The sequence below is a fragment of the Bradyrhizobium sp. ARR65 genome, from assembly GCF_000472385.1.
GTDB lineage: Bacteria > Pseudomonadota > Alphaproteobacteria > Rhizobiales > Xanthobacteraceae > Bradyrhizobium.
The window spans coordinates 354,653-371,628 of the sequence record NZ_AWZU01000001.1 but is presented as its reverse complement, the minus strand read 5'-3'; the positions used below and the strand labels follow the sequence as shown (position 1 = coordinate 371,628).

Genomic DNA, 16,976 nt, shown 5'->3' with positions numbered 1-16,976 from the left:
TCATGGCTGTTCCACAGACTGCAAACAACAACGACATCACGAGCGTCATCGCGAGCCTGGCGCAGCGCCAGGCCGGCAGGCAGCGGGCGAAGATCCCCGGCCCGAGGCGGGCGGCCATGCTGATGCTGGCACTGGGCGAGCAATATGGCGGCAAGATCTGGCAGATGCTCGACGATGACGAGGTGCGCGAACTGTCGATCGTGATGTCGACGCTCGGCACCGTGGAAGCCGAAACCGTGGAGGATATGCTGCTCGAGTTCGTCTCGCGCATGTCGGCATCCGGGGCGCTGATGGGCAATTTCGATGCCACCGAACGCCTGCTGCAGCAATACCTGCCGCCTGACCGGGTGTCCGGCATCATGGACGAGATCCGCGGTCCCGCGGGCCGCAACATGTGGGAAAAGCTCTCCAACGTTCAAGAAGAAGTCCTCGCCAACTATCTGAAGAACGAATATCCGCAGACCATCGCTGTCGTGCTGTCCAAGCTGAAGCCGGAACATGCCGCCCGCGTGCTCGCCATTCTACCCGAGGACATGGCGCTCGACGTGGTCGGACGCATGCTGAAGATGGAAGCGGTGCAGAAGGAAGTGATCGAGCGCGTCGAGCAGACGCTGCGGGTCGAGTTCATGTCCAACCTCTCGCAGACCCGCCGCCGCGACGCGCATGAGGTGATGGCCGAGATCTTCAACAATTTCGATCGCCAGACCGAAACCCGCTTCATCACCGCGCTCGAGGAAGAAAACCGCGAGTCAGCCGAGCGCATCAAGGCGCTGATGTTCACCTTCGACGACCTCGTCAAGCTCGACTCCGGCTCGGCGCAGACGTTGATGCGCCATGTCGACAAGGAGAAGCTCGGTGTCGCGCTGAAGAGCGCGAACGAAGAGGTCCGCGGCTTCTTCCTGAGCAACATGTCCTCGCGCGCCGGCAAGATGCTGCTCGACGACATGGCCGCGATGGGACCGGTCCGCCTGCGCGACGTCGACGAGGCGCAGGCACTGCTCGTCAATCTCGCCAAGGATCTCGCGGCCAAGGGCGAGATCATGCTGACCAAGAACCGAGCCGACGACGAACTGGTGTATTGATGGCTGCGCCCGCAAAATTCCTGTTCGATACCGATTTCTCCGCGCCCGACCGGCGCGAGCGCGCCGCCACCGCCGCCGAGGTGGCCCAAAAGGTCGCCGCCGCCGAAGCGCGCGCCTATCGCGACGGCTTCGATGCAGGCCAGCGCGAGGCCAAGGCCGAGAGCGACCGCCGTTCCGCCCTCGCGCTGGAGGAAATCAAGATCGCGCTGCAGGGAATCGCCGCGGGCTTTGCCGGCGTCGAGGCGCGGATGGAGACCGAGGCGGTCGATGTCGCGGTCGCGGTCGCGCGCAAGCTCTGCGGCGAACTGATCGCCGCCGAGCCGCTCGGGGAGATCGAAGGCCTGGTGCGGGATTGCTTTGCCCATCTGGTGTCGACCCCGCATCTCGTGGTGCGCATCAATGACGGGCTTTACGAATCGGCGCATGAGCGCATCGAGAAGATGGCCAAGCAGAGCGGCTTCCAGGGGCGCCTCGTCATTCTCGCCGAACCCGAGATCGCGAGCGGCGATTGCCGGATCGAATGGGCCGACGGGGGCGTGGTGCTGGAGCGCGCGGCGATCGACGCGAAGATCAGTGAACTTGTCGGACGCTACATAGCGTCCAGGAAATAGGGAGGCGGGGATTAGATTATGAGTGACACCGATACACAGGTCCCGTTGCCTGATCTGAATGCGGCGGAGGCGCCGCCCACCGGGGACGTGGCCTATAACGAAGACGAGCAGGCGGCGCGCATTGCCGCCGATCTCGAAGCCGTCTTCGACGTGCCGGTGCAGGTCTCCGCGGTGCTCGGCCGCTCGAAGATGGAGGTCGGCGAGCTCCTCAAGCTCGGACCGGGTACCGTGCTCGAGCTCGACCGCCGGGTCGGCGAGGCGATCGACATTTATGTCAACAATCGCCTCGTCGCACGCGGCGAAGTGGTGCTGGTGGAAGACAAGCTCGGGGTAACCATGACGGAGATCATCAAGGCCGAGCGCGGCTGACCCGGGCCGGAAAGTCGGGTTCCGGGAAAGACGCGCTCGACTGCGATGACACAGTTTCTTCGATAACGCTCGCGCCGTGGACGGCGCAGACAGACGCACAAGGAGATCGACATGCGGCTTCTTATTGTTGGCACGTTGAAAGGCCAGCTCACCGCGGCCACCAAGATCGCCATGGAGAACGGCGCGACCGTCACCCATGCCGAAGACAACGAGCAGGCGATGCGGGTGCTGCGCGGCGGCAAGGGCGCCGACCTCCTCCTGGTGGATGTCGGTCTCGACATCCGCGACCTGGTCATGCGGCTCGAGGCCGAGCATATCCATGTCCCGATCGTCGCCTGCGGCATCACCAACGACGCCCGCGCCGCGGTTGCGGCGATCCATGCCGGCGCCAAGGAATACATCCCGCTGCCGCCCGATTCCGAACTGATCGCGGCGATCCTGGCGGCTGTCGCCAACGATTCCCGCGATCTGGTCTATCGCGACGAGGCGATGGCCAAGGTGATCAAGCTTGCGCAGCAGATCGCGGGCTCCGAAGCCTCGGTGATGATCACCGGCGAGTCCGGCACCGGCAAGGAGGTGCTGGCGCGCTATGTCCACTCCCGCTCCTCCCGCGCCAAGAAGCCGTTCATCTCCATCAACTGCGCGGCTATTCCCGAACACCTCCTGGAATCGGAGTTGTTCGGCCATGAGAAAGGCGCCTTCACCGGCGCGGTGGCGCGGCGCATCGGCAAATTCGAGGAGGCAAACGGCGGCACGCTGCTGCTCGACGAGATTTCCGAGATGGACGTGCGCCTGCAATCGAAGCTGTTGCGCGCCATCCAGGAGCGCGTGATCGATCGCGTCGGCGGCACGCGGCCGGTGCCGGTCGACATCCGCATCATCGCGACCTCCAACCGCAATCTTGCGGACGCGGTGCGCGAGGGCACCTTCCGCGAGGACCTGCTGTTCCGCCTCAATGTCGTCAACCTGAAGATCCCGCCCTTGCGGGAGCGGCCGGCCGATATCCTCGAGCTCGCGCAGCATTTCGCCAAGAAATACGCGCAGGCCAACGGCGTAGCCGTGCGCGCGCTTTCGGCGGAGGCGCGGCGGGTCCTGACCACCAACCGCTGGCCGGGCAACGTCCGCGAGCTGGAAAACACCATGCATCGCGCGGTGCTGATGGCGCAGGGCGACGAGATCGGGCCCGACGCCATTCTGACACCGGACGGCGACCGGCTCGACATCGCTAAGACCGCGCCGGCGGTTGCGCACGCAACGCTCGCCGCCGAGCAGGTCACCCGCGCCCTGGTCGGACGCACGGTCGCCGATGTCGAGCGCGATCTGATCCTGGAAACGCTGAAGCATTGCCTCGGCAACCGCACCCACGCGGCCAATATTCTCGGCATCTCGATCCGTACCCTGCGCAACAAACTCAACGAATATGCCGACGGCGGCCTCCCGATCCCGCCGCCCGGCGCCGGCGAGTATGCACGCATGCCGAACGCGATGTGACCACTGACAGGCTCGCTCCACGCTCCGATGCCCGGCCTCGTGCCGGGCATCGGCGTTTTGGGAGCCTATCTCGGGCATCCGGGCCTCATGGTTCGAGACGGCGCTCACGCGCCTCCTCGCCATGAGGGTCTCATGGGCGTTAGGTGTGCCGCGCATCACGACCTCATCCTGAGGAGCGGCCGTGAGGCCGCGTCTCGAAGGATGGGCCACGAGTGACGCTGCGGCCATGACTCCACACTCCCGCGACGCGATGCGCCCGAGCTTTGGTTTCGACCACCCTCTTCGAAAATCAGAGGGCGCAGGGAAGGCCGGGTGCTGGCTGCACCCATGGTCACCGCGCGGAAAAGTGCGCGAGAAGCGCGCGTTGACCGACAGGTTCAGCCGAGACAACCCGGCCTTCCCTGCGCAGTGGTTTACGGCTTACTTCGGGCTCTCCCCGGTGAACCAGACTTTGTTGTCACCGTCGTCAGCGCGATGGATAAGCATCGTCGCCAACTTAGCGCCAGCCTCGGGGCGCCAGGACCACACGACTTCGCCGTCCGCATCGATGCCGTTCGTCTGGCGGCACCAACGCGTCCACCGCATCCCGCCTCGCGTTCCGTGACGATCGCGATCCGCCCCTCATATCGAGGCGGGACGGCGCTAAGGAGCCACCAATTTCGGAAAAACGGAAGCAGAATATTTTAGCATGCGCATCTGGACGACCCAAATCGGCTTGAATGGCCTCAGCAAATTCGATTTTTCGCGCAGCGCATTTTGAACGTCCGAATGCCTGAACAACGGGCGACCAGAGAGAAAGGGCGCCTGATTTTGCCCGTCGGGCGACTCACGTTGCGAGTGTTTGAGTGCGCTCCTCCGGCGCGATTACGGGTTGTCCGCCATGGGTCGGAGAGCGAACGGGCAAGCCTATTGCACCGAGGCACGTGGAGACGTGAGTTGCGACAGTATGGCTGCCACATTACATCGCTTGCGCTATCACAATTTTGAGCGTTGAGTTCAAACACCGCTACCGCAGGTGTCCTGCAGCGTATGGTGCCGTTTTTCGCGCAATCAATTCTTTTCCGATTGCATGAACTCGATCTCGATGGCCACGCGCTCTTTTCAGCGCAGTGCTGATGGAGGCCAAGAACCAAGAACAAGCCGACAAATAGATCAGCAGGAGGGAGCAAATGTCACGAAAGCTGTCTCGACGACAATTCGTAGCTGCTACCGCCGCGACATCCGCAGCGCTCATCGCCGCGCCTTATGTGCGCAGCGCCCACGCAGGCGGCAGATTGTCGATAGGCTTCTGGGATCACTGGGTCCCCGGCGCCAACAAGGCTCTGACCGAACTCGTGAAGGAATGGGCCGAAAATGAAAAAGTCGAGGCTCAGATCGACTACATCACGAGCCAGGGCAATAAACTCCTCCTGACCATCTCTGCCGAAGCGCAAGCGAGAACCGGCCACGATATTCTGACTATGCCGGCATGGAATCCGCATTCCAACGCCGAACTGCTCGAGCCGCTCAACGAGATCATGGAGACGGTCATCGCTCAGAACGGCCAGGTGAACAACACGGTCCAGTATCTCGGCCAAGCCAGCGGTGCCTGGCTCGGCGTTCCCGCTTGTTTCGGCAGCCAGATCAAGGGGCCCTGCTCGCGTATCGATCTGATGAAGACATACGCCAATATCGACGTGCAGGCGATGTATCCGGCGGGCAGCCCGCCCAAGGCTGCCGATTGGACCCTGGAAACGTTCCTGAAGGCAGCGGAAGGCTGTTACAAGGGCGGTTTCCCATTCGGCATTGGTCTCGGCCAGACTGCCGACAGCGTCGATACCGCCGGCGCCGTCTTCCAATCGTTTGGCGCCGAACTCGTCGATGCAAGGGGCGACCTCACGGTGAAGACCGACGCCGTTCGGCAGGCACTCGATTTCTACAAGAAGCTGATCCCCTTCCTTCCCGCGGATGTCGCGGCGTGGGACGACGCTTCCAACAACAAGTGGCTGATTTCCGGCAAGGGCGCGCTGATCATGAACCCGCCGAGCGCCTGGGCCGTCGCCAAGCGCGATGCACCGCAAGTCGCCGCGCAATGCTGGACCCACGGCTTCCCGGCCGGTCCCGCCGGCCGCTTCGCGCCCTATGTGCCTTTCTTCTGGACCATCTGGGCATTCTCGAAGAACAAAGACGCCGCCAAGAGCCTGCTCAGGCATCTGTCGCAGCCGTCATCGATCGAGAAGCTGGTGATCGCCAGCGGCGGCTATGACCTGCCGGCCTACAATAAGCTCACGACGTTGAAGGTCTGGGCGGAAGCGGAGCCACCGAAGGGCACGCTCTTCCATTACCCGAACCCTTATAACCATCAGAAGCTGTCGATTGCCGCCGCGCCGGCCCCGCCGAAGATCGCGCAGCAAATCTACACGCAGGCGACATTGACCAAGATGGTGTTGCGCCATGCGAAAGGCGAGCCCATGGAGAGCACGCTCGCCTGGGCGGAAGGCGAGTGTGAAGGATTCATGCGGAGCTGAGGACGGGACGGTTAGAGCAGTCGCCGAACCGAGCGAATCGAGGCACGCGCGCCCAGCCTGCGCGTCATTGCGAGCGCAAGCGAAGCAATCCAGATTCTCTCCGAGAGATGCAGTCTGGATTGCTTCGGCCTACGCGCAAAGGCGCGTCGGCGGGACTCAAGGCCTCGCCATAGCTCGCATAGCGAGCGGCGGCGGGTCGCCGCTGTCGCTCCTGGCAATGACGGGCTTGGGCGCTCGTCCGGGCCCTGCAACTTGATGGGAGGATGCGCTGGCGGGTCTTCGATAGATCGCACAGGGCGCACGCGCGCAACGATCAGCACTTGTCAAGGGAGGAAAACGATGAGCACCTGGCTGAGTGAACGAGAACAGCGCCTCGTCGCGGGGGCCGAGACGGCATCGGCGGCAACGCCGATTCCGACCCAGATCGTCTCCAACGGAGAGTATCTGCCGCCGCCGCAGAGCGCCACGCAGAAGAAGGTCGAAGCGCGGATCAACGAACTCGCCGACGTGAATGCCAGGCGGCTCGGCTTGAGCCGTCGGCAGTTCCTGCACACGAGCTGCGGCATGGCGGCGGCGTTCCTCGCCATGAACGACATCTACGGTAATGTCTTCCAGGTCGCGCCGGCCGAGGCGCGCGAGCCCGAGCTCATGCTGGCCCGGGCGCAAAGCCTCGCCAACCAGTTCATCTTCGACGTGCAGACCCATTTCGTGCGCGACGACTTCGAGCACAAGGAGCTGTTGGGACTGGCCAAGTTCGCGAGCGAGCACTGGAATCCGGTCATGAAGCAGGAGGGCGTCTCCTCGCTCGCCCGCTACAAGTTCCAGAACTACGTGAAAGAGATCTACTACGACAGTGATACCAACATGGCGCTCCTCAGCGGCGCGCCATTCGACGACCCGAGCTGGTGGCTCCTGTCCAACGAGCAGATCGTCAAGGCGCGCGAGCTGATCAACGGCTTCGCCGGCTCACGGCGCCTGCTGGCGCACACCGTCATCACTCCCAAGCAGCCCGGCTGGATGGAGGAGGTCGACAAGGCGATCGAAGTCTACAAGCCGGATTCCTGGAAGTCCTACACGATCGGCGACCCGCTGGCGCCTTCGAAATTTCCGTGGCGGCTCGACGACGAGCAGGTGATGTATCCGTTCTACGAGAAAGCGGTGAAGGCCGGCATCAACACGCTGTGCATCCACAAGGGACTGCTGCCGCCCGACTACGAGAAGTCGTTCGCCGGAGTGTGGGAATATGCAACAGCGTGGGACATTGGCAAGGCCGCCAAGGATTGGCCGCAGATGAACTTCGTGATCTATCACTCGGCGCTGCGACCGTTCCTGGAGCTGCCAGACCAGGCATGGGCGGAATTCGAGCAGACCGGCCGCATCCAGTGGGCCACGGATCTTGCGGAGATCCCGCAAAAGTTCGGCGTCACCAATGTCTATGCCGAGCTCGGCACGTCCTTTGCCAACTCGGCGGTGGCGCATCCGAAGTTCTGCGCCGCACTCGTGGGCACGCTGATCAAGGGCATGGGCGTCGACCACGTCATGTGGGGCACCGACTCCGTTTGGTACGGCTCGCCGCAGTGGCAGATCGAGGCGCTGCGCCGGCTCGAAATCCCTGATGATATGCAGAAGAAGTACGGATTTGCGCCGCTCGGCGATGCCAACAGCGCCACCAAGCAACTGATCTTCGCCGGCAACGCGACCAGGTTCTACAACATCAAGCTGAGGGCAGCCGACAACACCAAGATGCCGGCCTTTTCCGAGGACCGCCTCGCGACGCTCAAGAACGAGTACGCGCGCGCGGCCAACGAGCCCTCGAACCTGCGCTACGGCTACGTCCGTGCGGCCTAGGGCGCGGTGGGATTAGCTTCAATCGCCATCGCGCTTTTGATTCTTCCCCGCCGTCATTGCGAGGAGCGAAAGCGACGAAGCAATTCGGACTTTCTCCGCGGAGAAAGTCTGGATTGCTTTGCTTGCGCTCGCAATGACGGCGGAGGCTGGGAACGATGGAATTTGGTTGAATCGTCAGCACTGAAGCAAAGTGCTGCGCCGGAGGAGCGCGCAAGCTTTGCCGGCGCGCTCGACGCGCGCTCACCTGTCCCACGTCACCGGCAGATTGAGCAGGCCGCGGAAGGCCCAGCCGCCGATCCTGATCGGGTCACTATTGACGATGCGCAAATTCTTCAGCCGGGAGAAGACCGTGGGCAGCGCCACGTCGGCGATCATTGCACGCGAGGCCCAGGCGCCGGCACAGAAATGCGGGCCCGCGCCGAAGGCGACGCTCTTGCTGGCATCGCGGCGCAGGTCGAACCGGTCGGCGTGCGCAAAGTGCTTCTCGTCGCGGTTGGCCGAGCCGAACATCAGAAACACACGCTCCTCCGGCTGGAAGGCGGCATCGCGGATCGTCCATGGCTTGGCGATGCGGCGCGGCGACATGCCGATCGGCGAGATCCAGCGGGCATATTCCTCGAACGCCTGCAGCCACGACACGCGCCCGTCGCGGATCAGCGCGAGCTGATCGGGATGGGTCAGCAGCGCCCATACCGTGCCGGCGATGGCATCGCGCGGTTCGTTCTGGCCGCCGCTGATGGCGAGCTTGATGTTGGCGCGCACGCTCTCCATCGGCATGCCCGCGGCGACCATCACGGAGAGCAGGCTGTGGTCCGGCGCCTCGCGCAATATGGGCAGCATGTCATCGATCGCGGCATCAATGCCTGATGTCGCCGCATGGCAGCGCGCCTCCACCGCGGGATCGCCAATGTAGTTGGCGATGCCGTCGATCATGCCTTGCGACCATGCGTTCATGTCCTGAAACCGCATATTGGTAAGGCCCGTGATCGACTTCAGGCACTCGGCGGAGAAGGGAAGCGCGAAATCACGAACGAAGTCGATCGGACCTGCCGGATCGAGCGCATCGACAATGCGATCGGCATGGGCCCGAAACTGCGTCATCCAATTTGCCCTGACCGCCTTCGGCGAAACCGCGGGGAAGAAGATGTTTCGCTCAGTCATATGCGCGTCCCCGTCCTTGCGCATCATGTTCTGGCCCATCAGGCGGTTCATCAACCCGCCCGGCTGGTCCGAGCTGAACACGTCGATTTTCTTCTCGGACACGAAGATGTCGTCGCGGCTGCACAGGAGCGTGCTGCCAAGTTGCGGCACGAAGGCGATCGGCGCCTCCTTGCGCATCTGCGCCGGTGCCGGATAAGGATCATCCCAGAATGCGGCAACATCAATGTCGAAGCGGGGAGCGGTGCTCACGGTCGGCCCTCATGAATAGCGCCGGGCACCTTAAGTCTTCGTGAGCCGCGCGTCTGGCCGCCCGATCGCGAGCACGGCAGGTGTAGTGCCGGCGGCTATCGCCTCCTGCAAAGCCCCGTGAGGCTTCATGGCGCTCTCCCACGCTTCTCTTTTCGTCCTCAAAGCATAGCAGCCTTGTGGCCGCTGAGGGAAGTCACGCCCCGACCACGATCCGGGCGAATATGCCGCGCGGCCGGATCACGAATAGCTTGGCGCGTCGGGATTCCGGAAAATGTGAATGGGAGCGCCTGGCTCGAGCTGACGCCCGGTCAAGACGGCATAGGCGTAGAGCGCGAGATAAAGTATCGCGAGCGTGCCGACGACGTAAAATGCCCAAGTCGCAATGCGCTTCATCATCTCCACCGGGAGTTCATGAGGCGCTTTTAGAGGGCGGATTGACGAAAGGCTAGAGCCGGCTCATCTCTCCCCCACGAGGAGAGGCGAACCGAACGCATATCTGCCGCTAGCTCTTGCCCAGTCGCGGCGCGGGGATGCTCACTTCGGCAAGCTTGGCGATGTCCTCGTCGCGGTCGATCGCAACGTAATCGCCGTGCCAATAGGCGAGCGCCGAGCCTCGCGGGGCGACCTGCAGGTCACGCACGCGCCCGATGACGATCCCGTGGGAATGCCGCTCAATGATGTCCTCAACCTCGCAGTCGAGCGCCGCCAGTGCTCCGACCAACAGGGGCGCGCCCGGCGCGCGCGCCACCCATCGGGCGCCGGCGAAACGTTCCGCGCCTTTCAGACCGCCTTTGCCGGAAAATCGCTCGGCAATGTCGGTTTGATCGGCTGCGAGGATATTGACGCCGAAGAAGCCGTACCGCTTGAGCAGCGGCCATGACGAGGCCGCACGGTTGACGGCAACGATCAGCGAAGGCGGATCGACCGACAGCGAGGACACCGAGGTAACGGTCATGCCGGTCACGTCCGCTCCCTGCCCGACCGTGATCACGCTGACTCCTCCCACGAGATGGCGCATCGCGGTGCGGAAATCGTGCGCGTGGACCTCGCGGTCGAGCTTGATGATTTGGGCAGAGCTCATCGCATTCTCACAAGACAGACTGATCCTCTGCGGACTGTTCATCGCCGCTTTTTTTGAGCAGCTCGCGCAGGATCGAGCCCTCGAGCCGTGCCAGATCGGCAGAGCCGCGTTGCCGCGGCCGGTGCATGTTTACGTCGATATCATGCGCGATCCGCCCGTCCTCGATCACCAGCACGCGATCGGCGAGCGCCACCGCCTCCGAGACGTCGTGCGTCACTAGGATCGCGGTAAAGCCCTGGTCGCGCCAGACCCGCTCCAGCAGCCGCTGCATCGAGATGCGCGTCAGCGCATCGAGGGCGCCGAGCGGCTCGTCGAAAGCGAGCACGCGCGGATCACCGACCAGCGCCCGGGCCAACGCGACACGCTGCTTCTGGCCGCCGGACAGCACCGCAGGCCACTGGCCACCCTTCTCCGCGAGCCCCACTTCGGCGAGCGCCTGTTCCGCCCGCGCTTGCGCGGCGGCCGTTTTGCGTTCGCGCCCGAGGCCGACCTCGACATTGGCGAGCACCCGTGCCCAGGGCAACAGCCGCGGCTCCTGGAACATCACCCGAATCTCTTCGCGCCGCGCGGCCTCACCGAAGCTGATGGTGCCGGCGTCGATTTTCTCCAGCCCCGCGATCAGCCGCAGCAGCGTGCTCTTGCCGCAGCCGCTGCGGCCGACAATGGCGACGAACTGCCCGGCGGGAATATGCACGTCGATGCCGCGCAGCACCTCATGATCGCCGAATGACTTGCGCAAGCCGCGGATGGTCAGGGGCAGACCGCGCCGCGAGCCATGCGGCGGGTGCCGCAGGACTCTCGCCTGCTCGACCAGATCGGTGCGATCCAAGGGTTCAGCGGGAGCGCGAAATTGTAGAGCTTCCTGCATGGGGACTTTCTCAATGTTTCTGGAAGGCCGGATGCCAGGACAGCGTCAAGCGCTCGAGCAGGCGCGAGGCGCTGTCGGCGAGCTTGCCGAGAGCCGCGTAGATCAGGATGCTCAGCACGACGACGTCGATCTGCATGAACTCGCGCGCCTGCATCGCCATGTAGCCGAGTCCTGAGGAGGCGGCGATGGTTTCCGCCACGATCAGGGTCAGCCACATGATGCCGAGTGCGAAGCGGATGCCGACGAAGATCGAGGGCAGCGCGCCCGGGAAGATCACGCGGGTGAACAATTCGCGATCCGACATGCCGTAGATGCGCCCCATCTCGATGAGCTGCGGATCGACGGTGCGGATGCCGTGCAGCGTGTTGATGTAGATCGGGAAGAAGACGCCGAGCGCGACCAGGAATATCTTCGCCGTCTCGTCGATGCCGAACCAGAGGATCACGAGCGGGATCAACGCCAGATGCGGCACGTTGCGCACCATCTGCAAGGTCGTGTCGCTCAATTTGCTCGAGAGCTGCGAGAGGCCGTTCGCCAGCCCAAAGGCAAAGCCGATGCCGCCGCCGATCACAAAGCCGATGGCCGCGCGCCAGAAGCTGACCCAGATGTTGGTCGCGAGCTCGCCGGAGCGCGCGAGCTTCCATCCCGCCAAGGCCACATCGCTCGGGGCCGGCAGCACGCGGGTCGGCACGAGGCCGGCACTGCACGCCGCCTGCCAAATGACGAGAATCGCCAGCGGCACGATCCATTGAACAAAACCGTCAGCGCGCGGCAGCCTGAGTGCGCGCACGCGCGGGAGACTGTCGATCAGGCTCATGACTGCGATGCCCCTACAGCCGGCCGGTACTCGTTGCCGATAGTCTCGCCGAACGGACCGGTGTTGACACGAAGCGGCGTGACATTGCCGCCCTCCTCCAGGGCGAGCCGTGGGAACACCAATTCCGCGAAACGATAGGCCTCCTCCAGATGCGGATAGCCGGACAGGATGAAAGTATCGATGCCGATGTCTTGATACTCCCTGATCCGCGCCGCGACCGTCTCGGCATCGCCCACCAGCGCGGTACCGGCTCCGCCGCGCACGAGCCCGACGCCGGCCCAAAGGTTCGGGCTGATCTCGAGCTTGTCGCGCCGGCCGCCGTGCAATTGCGCCATGCGTTGCTGGCCGACCGAATCCATCCGCGAGAAGATCTTCTGCGCGGATGCGATCGTCTCGTCGGTGACATATTTGATCAGGTCGTCCGCGGCCGCCCAGGCTTCCGCATTGGTTTCGCGCACGATCACATGCAGGCGAATGCCGAAAGAGAGCTTGCGTCCGCGGTTCTCCGCCACGGCCTTCACCCGGGCGATCTTGTCCGCAACCTGCGCCGGCGGCTCGCCCCAGGTCAGGTATTTGTCGACCGTATCGACCGCGACATCGATGCCGGCGTCGGACGATCCGCCAAAATAAAGCGGCGGGCGCGGCGACTGCAGCGGATGGAACAACAGCCGCCCATCCTGGATGCGGATGTGCTTGCCTTCGAAATTGACCGTTTGGCCTGCGAGCAGGTCACCATAGACCTGCAGGAATTCGCGGGTGACCGCGTAGCGTTCGTCATGCGCAAGAAAGATGCCGTCGCCCTTGTTCTCGACGGGATCACCCCCGGTGACGACGTTGATCAGAAGCCGCCCGTTGGAGATGCGGTCGAGCGTTGCGGTCATTCGCGCCGCAACGCTTGGCGATTGCAGCCCCGGCCGGACCGCCACGAGATAGCGCAGGCGCTCGGTGAATGGCGCGACCGCGGAGGCGACGATCCAGGAATCCTCGCAGCTTCGCCCCGTCGGCAGCAGCACGCCGTAATAGCCGAGTTGGTCCGCCGCCTGGGCGATCTGGCGCAGATAGTTGAAGTTGACCTCGCGGCCGCCGCTCGTGGTACCAAGATAGCGGCCATCGCCGTGGGTCGGGAGAAACCAGAGGATGTTGGCCTTGGAAGGCTTTTGGGCAGGCATAATCATGAACCTTGCTTACGCTGAAGATCGGAAACGGTGACGGGCTTGGGCAGCAGGCCGAGCGCGACAAAGGTATCGGCGATGCGCTGCTGGCTTGCGATCACCTCGTCATTGATCGGCCGGATGCCGTAGGATTCGCGCCGGAGCGACGTCGCGAGCACCGGTGCCGGCAAACCGACCGACGGGCTCAATTGCGCTGCGACTTCGTCGATATGGTTCTTGGTCCAGTCGTCGGCCTCGTTGAGCGCCTCGAGCAGGACGTCGACGGCCCTGGCGTTCTCGGCGAGGAATTTCTTCGACGAAAAATAGAACTGATGATTGGCGACGAGGCCTGTCCCATCGGCGAGGATTCGCGCGCCGGTGGAGGCTTCGGCCGCGGCCTCATAGGGATCCCAGATCACCCATGCATCGACGGAGCCGCGCGTGAACGCGGCCAGCGCGTCCGCCGGCGCCAGAAACACCGGTTGGATGTCGGTGTATTTAAGGCCGGCATGCTCCAGCGCCTTGACCAGGAGATAATGAACGTTCGAGCCCTTGTTCAGCGCGACCTTCTTGCCGCGAAGATAGGCAACCGATTTCAGGCTCGAATCCTTCGGCACCAGGATCGCCTCGCCTCGCGGCGCCGGCGGATCATAAGCGAGGTAGACCAGCGGCGCGCCGGCAGCCTGGGCGAAGATCGGCGGCGTCTCGCCGGCGATCCCGAAATCGATCGAGCCGACATTGAGCGCTTCAAGCAGCGGCGGGCCGGACGGAAACTCGGTCCACGACACCTGGTAGCCGAGCGGCCTGAGCTTCTCTTCCAGAGTGCCGCGCCCTTTCAGAAGCACCAGCTTGCCGTATTTCTGGTAGCCGATGCGAACGAGCTTGTCCTCACCGTAGGACGCGCTGACGGTTGCCGCGACAAGGCTCACCGAGAGCACGGCGCGCGTGATCCAACGTTTTACGAAGCGCTTCATGATGCTGCCTTGCGTTGCTGTGGGGCTGGCGATCACGTCTGCTGATTGCGCCAGACAATGTCGCGTACCGCGATCTGCCGCGGAATCAGGCCGAGCTTGAAGAAGCGGTCGGCGACGCCCTGCTGGGTTGCGATGATATCGTCGGTCATCGGTCCGATCGCGAAGGACGACCGATTGGCCGCGACGGTCTGGATGTCGAGCGGAATGCCCGTCACGGCGCTCAGGCTCCTCGCCACGTGCTCGCGATGCGCTTCCGCCCATCCGGCGGTCGAGGCGGTCACATCTATGATCTGCTGCAGGATCAAGCTGTGCTTGTTCGCGAAGTCGCGATTGGCGATATAGAAGGAATTGGTCTTGGTGATCTCGCGTGCATTGACGAGGATGCGCCCCTGCTGCCGGGTCTCGCCAATCGCGAAATAGGGATCCCAGATCGCCCAAGCGTCAATACTGCTATTGGCGAAGGCGGGCCCGGCCTCGGGGGGCGCCAGATAGACCGGCGTGATATCGCCATAGGTCAAGCCGGCTTTTTCCAGCGTCTGCACTACGATGTTGTGCGCACTCGACCCCTTGGTGAAGCCGATGCGCTTGCCTTTCAAATCGGCGATCGTGCGGATAGGGGAATCCTTGGGGACGAGGATGCCCTGGCCATTGGTGATCGGCTGGCCCGCGGCATAGACGATGGCCGCACCCGCGGCCTGGGCGAAGACCGGCGGGGAATCGCCGACCGCACCGTAATCGATGCTGCCGACATTCATGGCCTCCATCATCGGCGGCCCCGACGAAAATTCGACCCATTTCACCGCGATGCCTTGCGGGGCAAAATGTCCTTCCAAGGTCGCGCGCTCACGCGCAATGACCAGCACACCATTCTTCTGATAGCCGATACGAATCTCCTTCGGGCCCGCATCAGCGCTCGCGCGCGCCGAAAATGCGCTTGCGACCGCGGTTCCCAATGCGAGTTGAAGAAAGTCCCGACGCTTCATCACCATCTCCGACGCGCATGCGCGTATTCGCATGCGATGTCCGAAAATGATGGTGCGGGCGCGAAAAGCTGTCGAGCGGCGCGCAAAAATAACGATGCCCGCACTCTCGTACGGGCAGCCGGCATCGCGTTTGTTTTCGCAAGGTGAGCGCGTGCAGGCAAAATCTTTCACCACGCAAATGTGAAGGCGGGTGCGGGATCAAGCTTCCGAGAGCACGATGGCGTTTGCTCGAACGGACTCTGAGGTTGATCCGTCACCCTGCGGGGCTCGCGAAAGCGAGCCTCGAAGGGCGACGGCTCGGATGGCTGCCAGCGGGGCCGTCCATCCTTCGGGGCTCACTGCGTTCGCGCCTCCAGCGACAAACGGCCTAGCCGTTTGCGCGGGGATGACGGGTCTAGATCAACTTCGCTTGGCTTCAAGTAGCCAAGCGCTACCCTCCCACCGCGATCTTCGGCGGTTGCGGCGCGACGTTCAGCGCGAGTTTACCATAGCGATCGGTGAACGCCTCGGTATCGATCTCCTCGAGCTGAAGTTCGCCGCTCAGCACGGCTTGTTTCCAGGCGTCGTGCTCGGGATCGCTCTTGAACTCGGGCATCACCTCCCTGGCGAACAGATCCAGCGATTCGCAGATGTGCTCATGGCTGTTCTTTCCGGCCTGGTTGAGCAGGATCACCTGGTCGATGTGCGAGGTGCGAAAGCGGCGCAGCTTCTTCGCGATCGTCTCGGGCGAGCCGATCAGACCGCCGCGCAACGCCTGCTCCTGCGCCTGCGGATTATCGCGCTTCCACTTGTTGTACTCGTCCCACATGTTCACCGTGCCCGGCGCCGGGCGCTGCCGGTTCTGCGCGGCGCCATAGTAGCGCAGCGCGAACTGGAAGAAGGTCGCGCCATCGGCACGCCGGCGCGCTTCCTCGTCGGTCTTCGCGCACATGAAGAACGACACCAGCGCCATGTTCGGATTGATCTCGTAATCCGCGAGCTTCGTCAGCCGTTTCGTGATCGCGTTGTAATAGGCATGGACCCAGGCGTGCGCCGCATCCGCGCTGACGAACTGGAAGCCGAGCGCGCCAAAGCCGCATCGCCCGGCGCGCTCGATCGTCGGCAGTTGCGAGCAGGCCATCCACAGCGGCGGGTGCGGCTTCTGCACCGGCTTCGGCACCACGTTGCGCAGGGGGATGTCGAAATACTTGCCGTGATGCTCGCTTCCGCCCTCCCTGAACATGGGAAAGATCGCGGTCACGGCTTCCTCGAACACCTCGCGCTTGATCTCCATGTCGCGACCGAACGGTTCGAGCTCGGTGATGGAGGCGCTTTCGCCCATGCCGAATTCGCACCGCCCGCGGCTTAGGAGGTCAAGCACGGCGACGCGCTCTGCAACACGCGCCGGATGGTTGGTGGTGAGCTGGAAGATGCCGTGGCCGAGCCGGATGTTTTGCGTGCGCTGGCTTGCGGCGGCGAGAAAGGATTCCGGCGACGGCGAGTGCGAGTATTCCTCGAGGAAATGATGCTCGACCACCCAGGCATAGTCATAGCCGAGCCGGTCGGCGGTCTCGAGCTGCGTCAGCGCGTCCTGATAAAGTTTGAGTTCGTCGCCCGCGGACCAGGGCCGCGGCAATTGCAGCTCGTAGAAGATGCCGAACTTCATGACCGGTTTCTCCCGCACGTCTTTATTGTTATGCGCAGAAGTGTAGCGGAGGGCGGTGACAAGTCCAGCCGACGCCACGTCCGCCCAATTCCGCATCGTGGAAGATGCTTGCGCCGGCTGCCGAAATCACTAGGTTGCG

Annotated in this window: 15 protein-coding genes; 6 read left to right on the top strand and 9 right to left on the bottom strand. The window is 63.6% G+C overall.

Translation table 11 applies throughout. The features are described 5' to 3' along the window. Positions 1–2 precede the first annotated feature (2 nt). The 6 genes from fliG to F758_RS0101855 all read left to right on the top strand — a co-directional run bounded on the left by fliG (position 3) and on the right by F758_RS0101855 (position 7,908). Complete coding sequence (gene fliG, locus F758_RS0101890) at positions 3–1,082, top strand: flagellar motor switch protein FliG (RefSeq protein ID WP_024506254.1); 1,080 nt, start codon at positions 3–5, stop codon at positions 1,080–1,082. Further along, a complete protein-coding gene (locus F758_RS0101885) occupies positions 1,082–1,693 on the top strand; it encodes a FliH/SctL family protein (protein ID WP_024506253.1) in 612 nt (203 codons plus the stop codon). Before fliG ends, F758_RS0101885 begins: the two co-directional genes overlap by 1 nt. Before the next feature lie 18 nt (positions 1,694–1,711). Continuing rightward, entirely contained in the window at positions 1,712–2,062 is a 351-nt protein-coding gene (fliN, locus tag F758_RS0101880) for a flagellar motor switch protein FliN (protein ID WP_024506252.1), read from the top strand. A gap of 111 nt (positions 2,063–2,173) precedes the next feature. Next, complete coding sequence (flbD, locus tag F758_RS0101875; protein ID WP_024506251.1) at positions 2,174–3,553, top strand: sigma-54-dependent transcriptional regulator FlbD; 1,380 nt, start codon at positions 2,174–2,176, stop codon at positions 3,551–3,553. A gap of 1,169 nt (positions 3,554–4,722) precedes the next feature. Further along, positions 4,723–6,060 carry an ABC transporter substrate-binding protein gene (locus F758_RS0101860; protein WP_024506250.1) on the top strand — a complete coding sequence of 446 codons (1,338 nt, stop codon included), beginning with the start codon at positions 4,723–4,725 and terminating at the stop codon, positions 6,058–6,060. A gap of 339 nt (positions 6,061–6,399) precedes the next feature. Beyond that, a complete protein-coding gene (locus F758_RS0101855; RefSeq protein WP_024506249.1) occupies positions 6,400–7,908 on the top strand; it encodes an amidohydrolase family protein in 1,509 nt (502 codons plus the stop codon). A gap of 240 nt (positions 7,909–8,148) precedes the next feature. On the opposite strand, the gene F758_RS0101850 is transcribed toward F758_RS0101855, so the two are convergent. The 9 genes from F758_RS0101850 to F758_RS0101805 all read right to left on the bottom strand — a co-directional run bounded on the left by F758_RS0101850 (position 8,149) and on the right by F758_RS0101805 (position 16,837). Further along, complete coding sequence (locus F758_RS0101850; RefSeq protein ID WP_024506248.1) at positions 8,149–9,318, bottom strand: cytochrome P450; 1,170 nt, start codon at positions 9,316–9,318, stop codon at positions 8,149–8,151. Between the two features lie 237 nt (positions 9,319–9,555). Then, a complete protein-coding gene (locus F758_RS49215; protein WP_157449817.1) occupies positions 9,556–9,714 on the bottom strand; it encodes a hypothetical protein in 159 nt (52 codons plus the stop codon). A 106-nt stretch (positions 9,715–9,820) separates the two neighbouring features. Beyond that, entirely contained in the window at positions 9,821–10,399 is a 579-nt protein-coding gene (locus F758_RS0101835; protein WP_024506246.1) for a flavin reductase family protein, read from the bottom strand. A gap of 7 nt (positions 10,400–10,406) precedes the next feature. Further along, on the bottom strand, positions 10,407–11,267 hold the full coding sequence (locus F758_RS0101830; RefSeq protein WP_024506245.1) for an ATP-binding cassette domain-containing protein: 861 nt from the start codon (positions 11,265–11,267) through the stop codon (positions 10,407–10,409). A gap of 10 nt (positions 11,268–11,277) precedes the next feature. Next, positions 11,278–12,084, bottom strand: a complete 807-nt coding sequence (ssuC, locus tag F758_RS0101825) for an aliphatic sulfonate ABC transporter permease SsuC (RefSeq protein ID WP_024506244.1) — start codon at positions 12,082–12,084, stop codon at positions 11,278–11,280. Next, positions 12,081–13,253: an FMNH2-dependent alkanesulfonate monooxygenase gene (gene ssuD, locus F758_RS0101820; RefSeq protein WP_024506243.1), complete on the bottom strand. Its 1,173-nt coding sequence runs from the start codon at positions 13,251–13,253 to the stop codon at positions 12,081–12,083. Before ssuD ends, ssuC begins: the two co-directional genes overlap by 4 nt. 2 nt (positions 13,254–13,255) lie before the next feature. Continuing rightward, on the bottom strand, positions 13,256–14,209 hold the full coding sequence (locus F758_RS0101815) for a sulfonate ABC transporter substrate-binding protein (RefSeq protein WP_024506242.1): 954 nt from the start codon (positions 14,207–14,209) through the stop codon (positions 13,256–13,258). Positions 14,210–14,241: 32 nt separating this feature from the next. After that, positions 14,242–15,192, bottom strand: coding sequence for a sulfonate ABC transporter substrate-binding protein (locus F758_RS0101810; RefSeq protein WP_024506241.1), 951 nt, complete (start codon positions 15,190–15,192; stop codon positions 14,242–14,244). Between the two features lie 430 nt (positions 15,193–15,622). Next, positions 15,623–16,837, bottom strand: a complete 1,215-nt coding sequence (locus F758_RS0101805) for an LLM class flavin-dependent oxidoreductase (protein WP_024506240.1) — start codon at positions 16,835–16,837, stop codon at positions 15,623–15,625. Positions 16,838–16,976 lie beyond the last annotated feature (139 nt).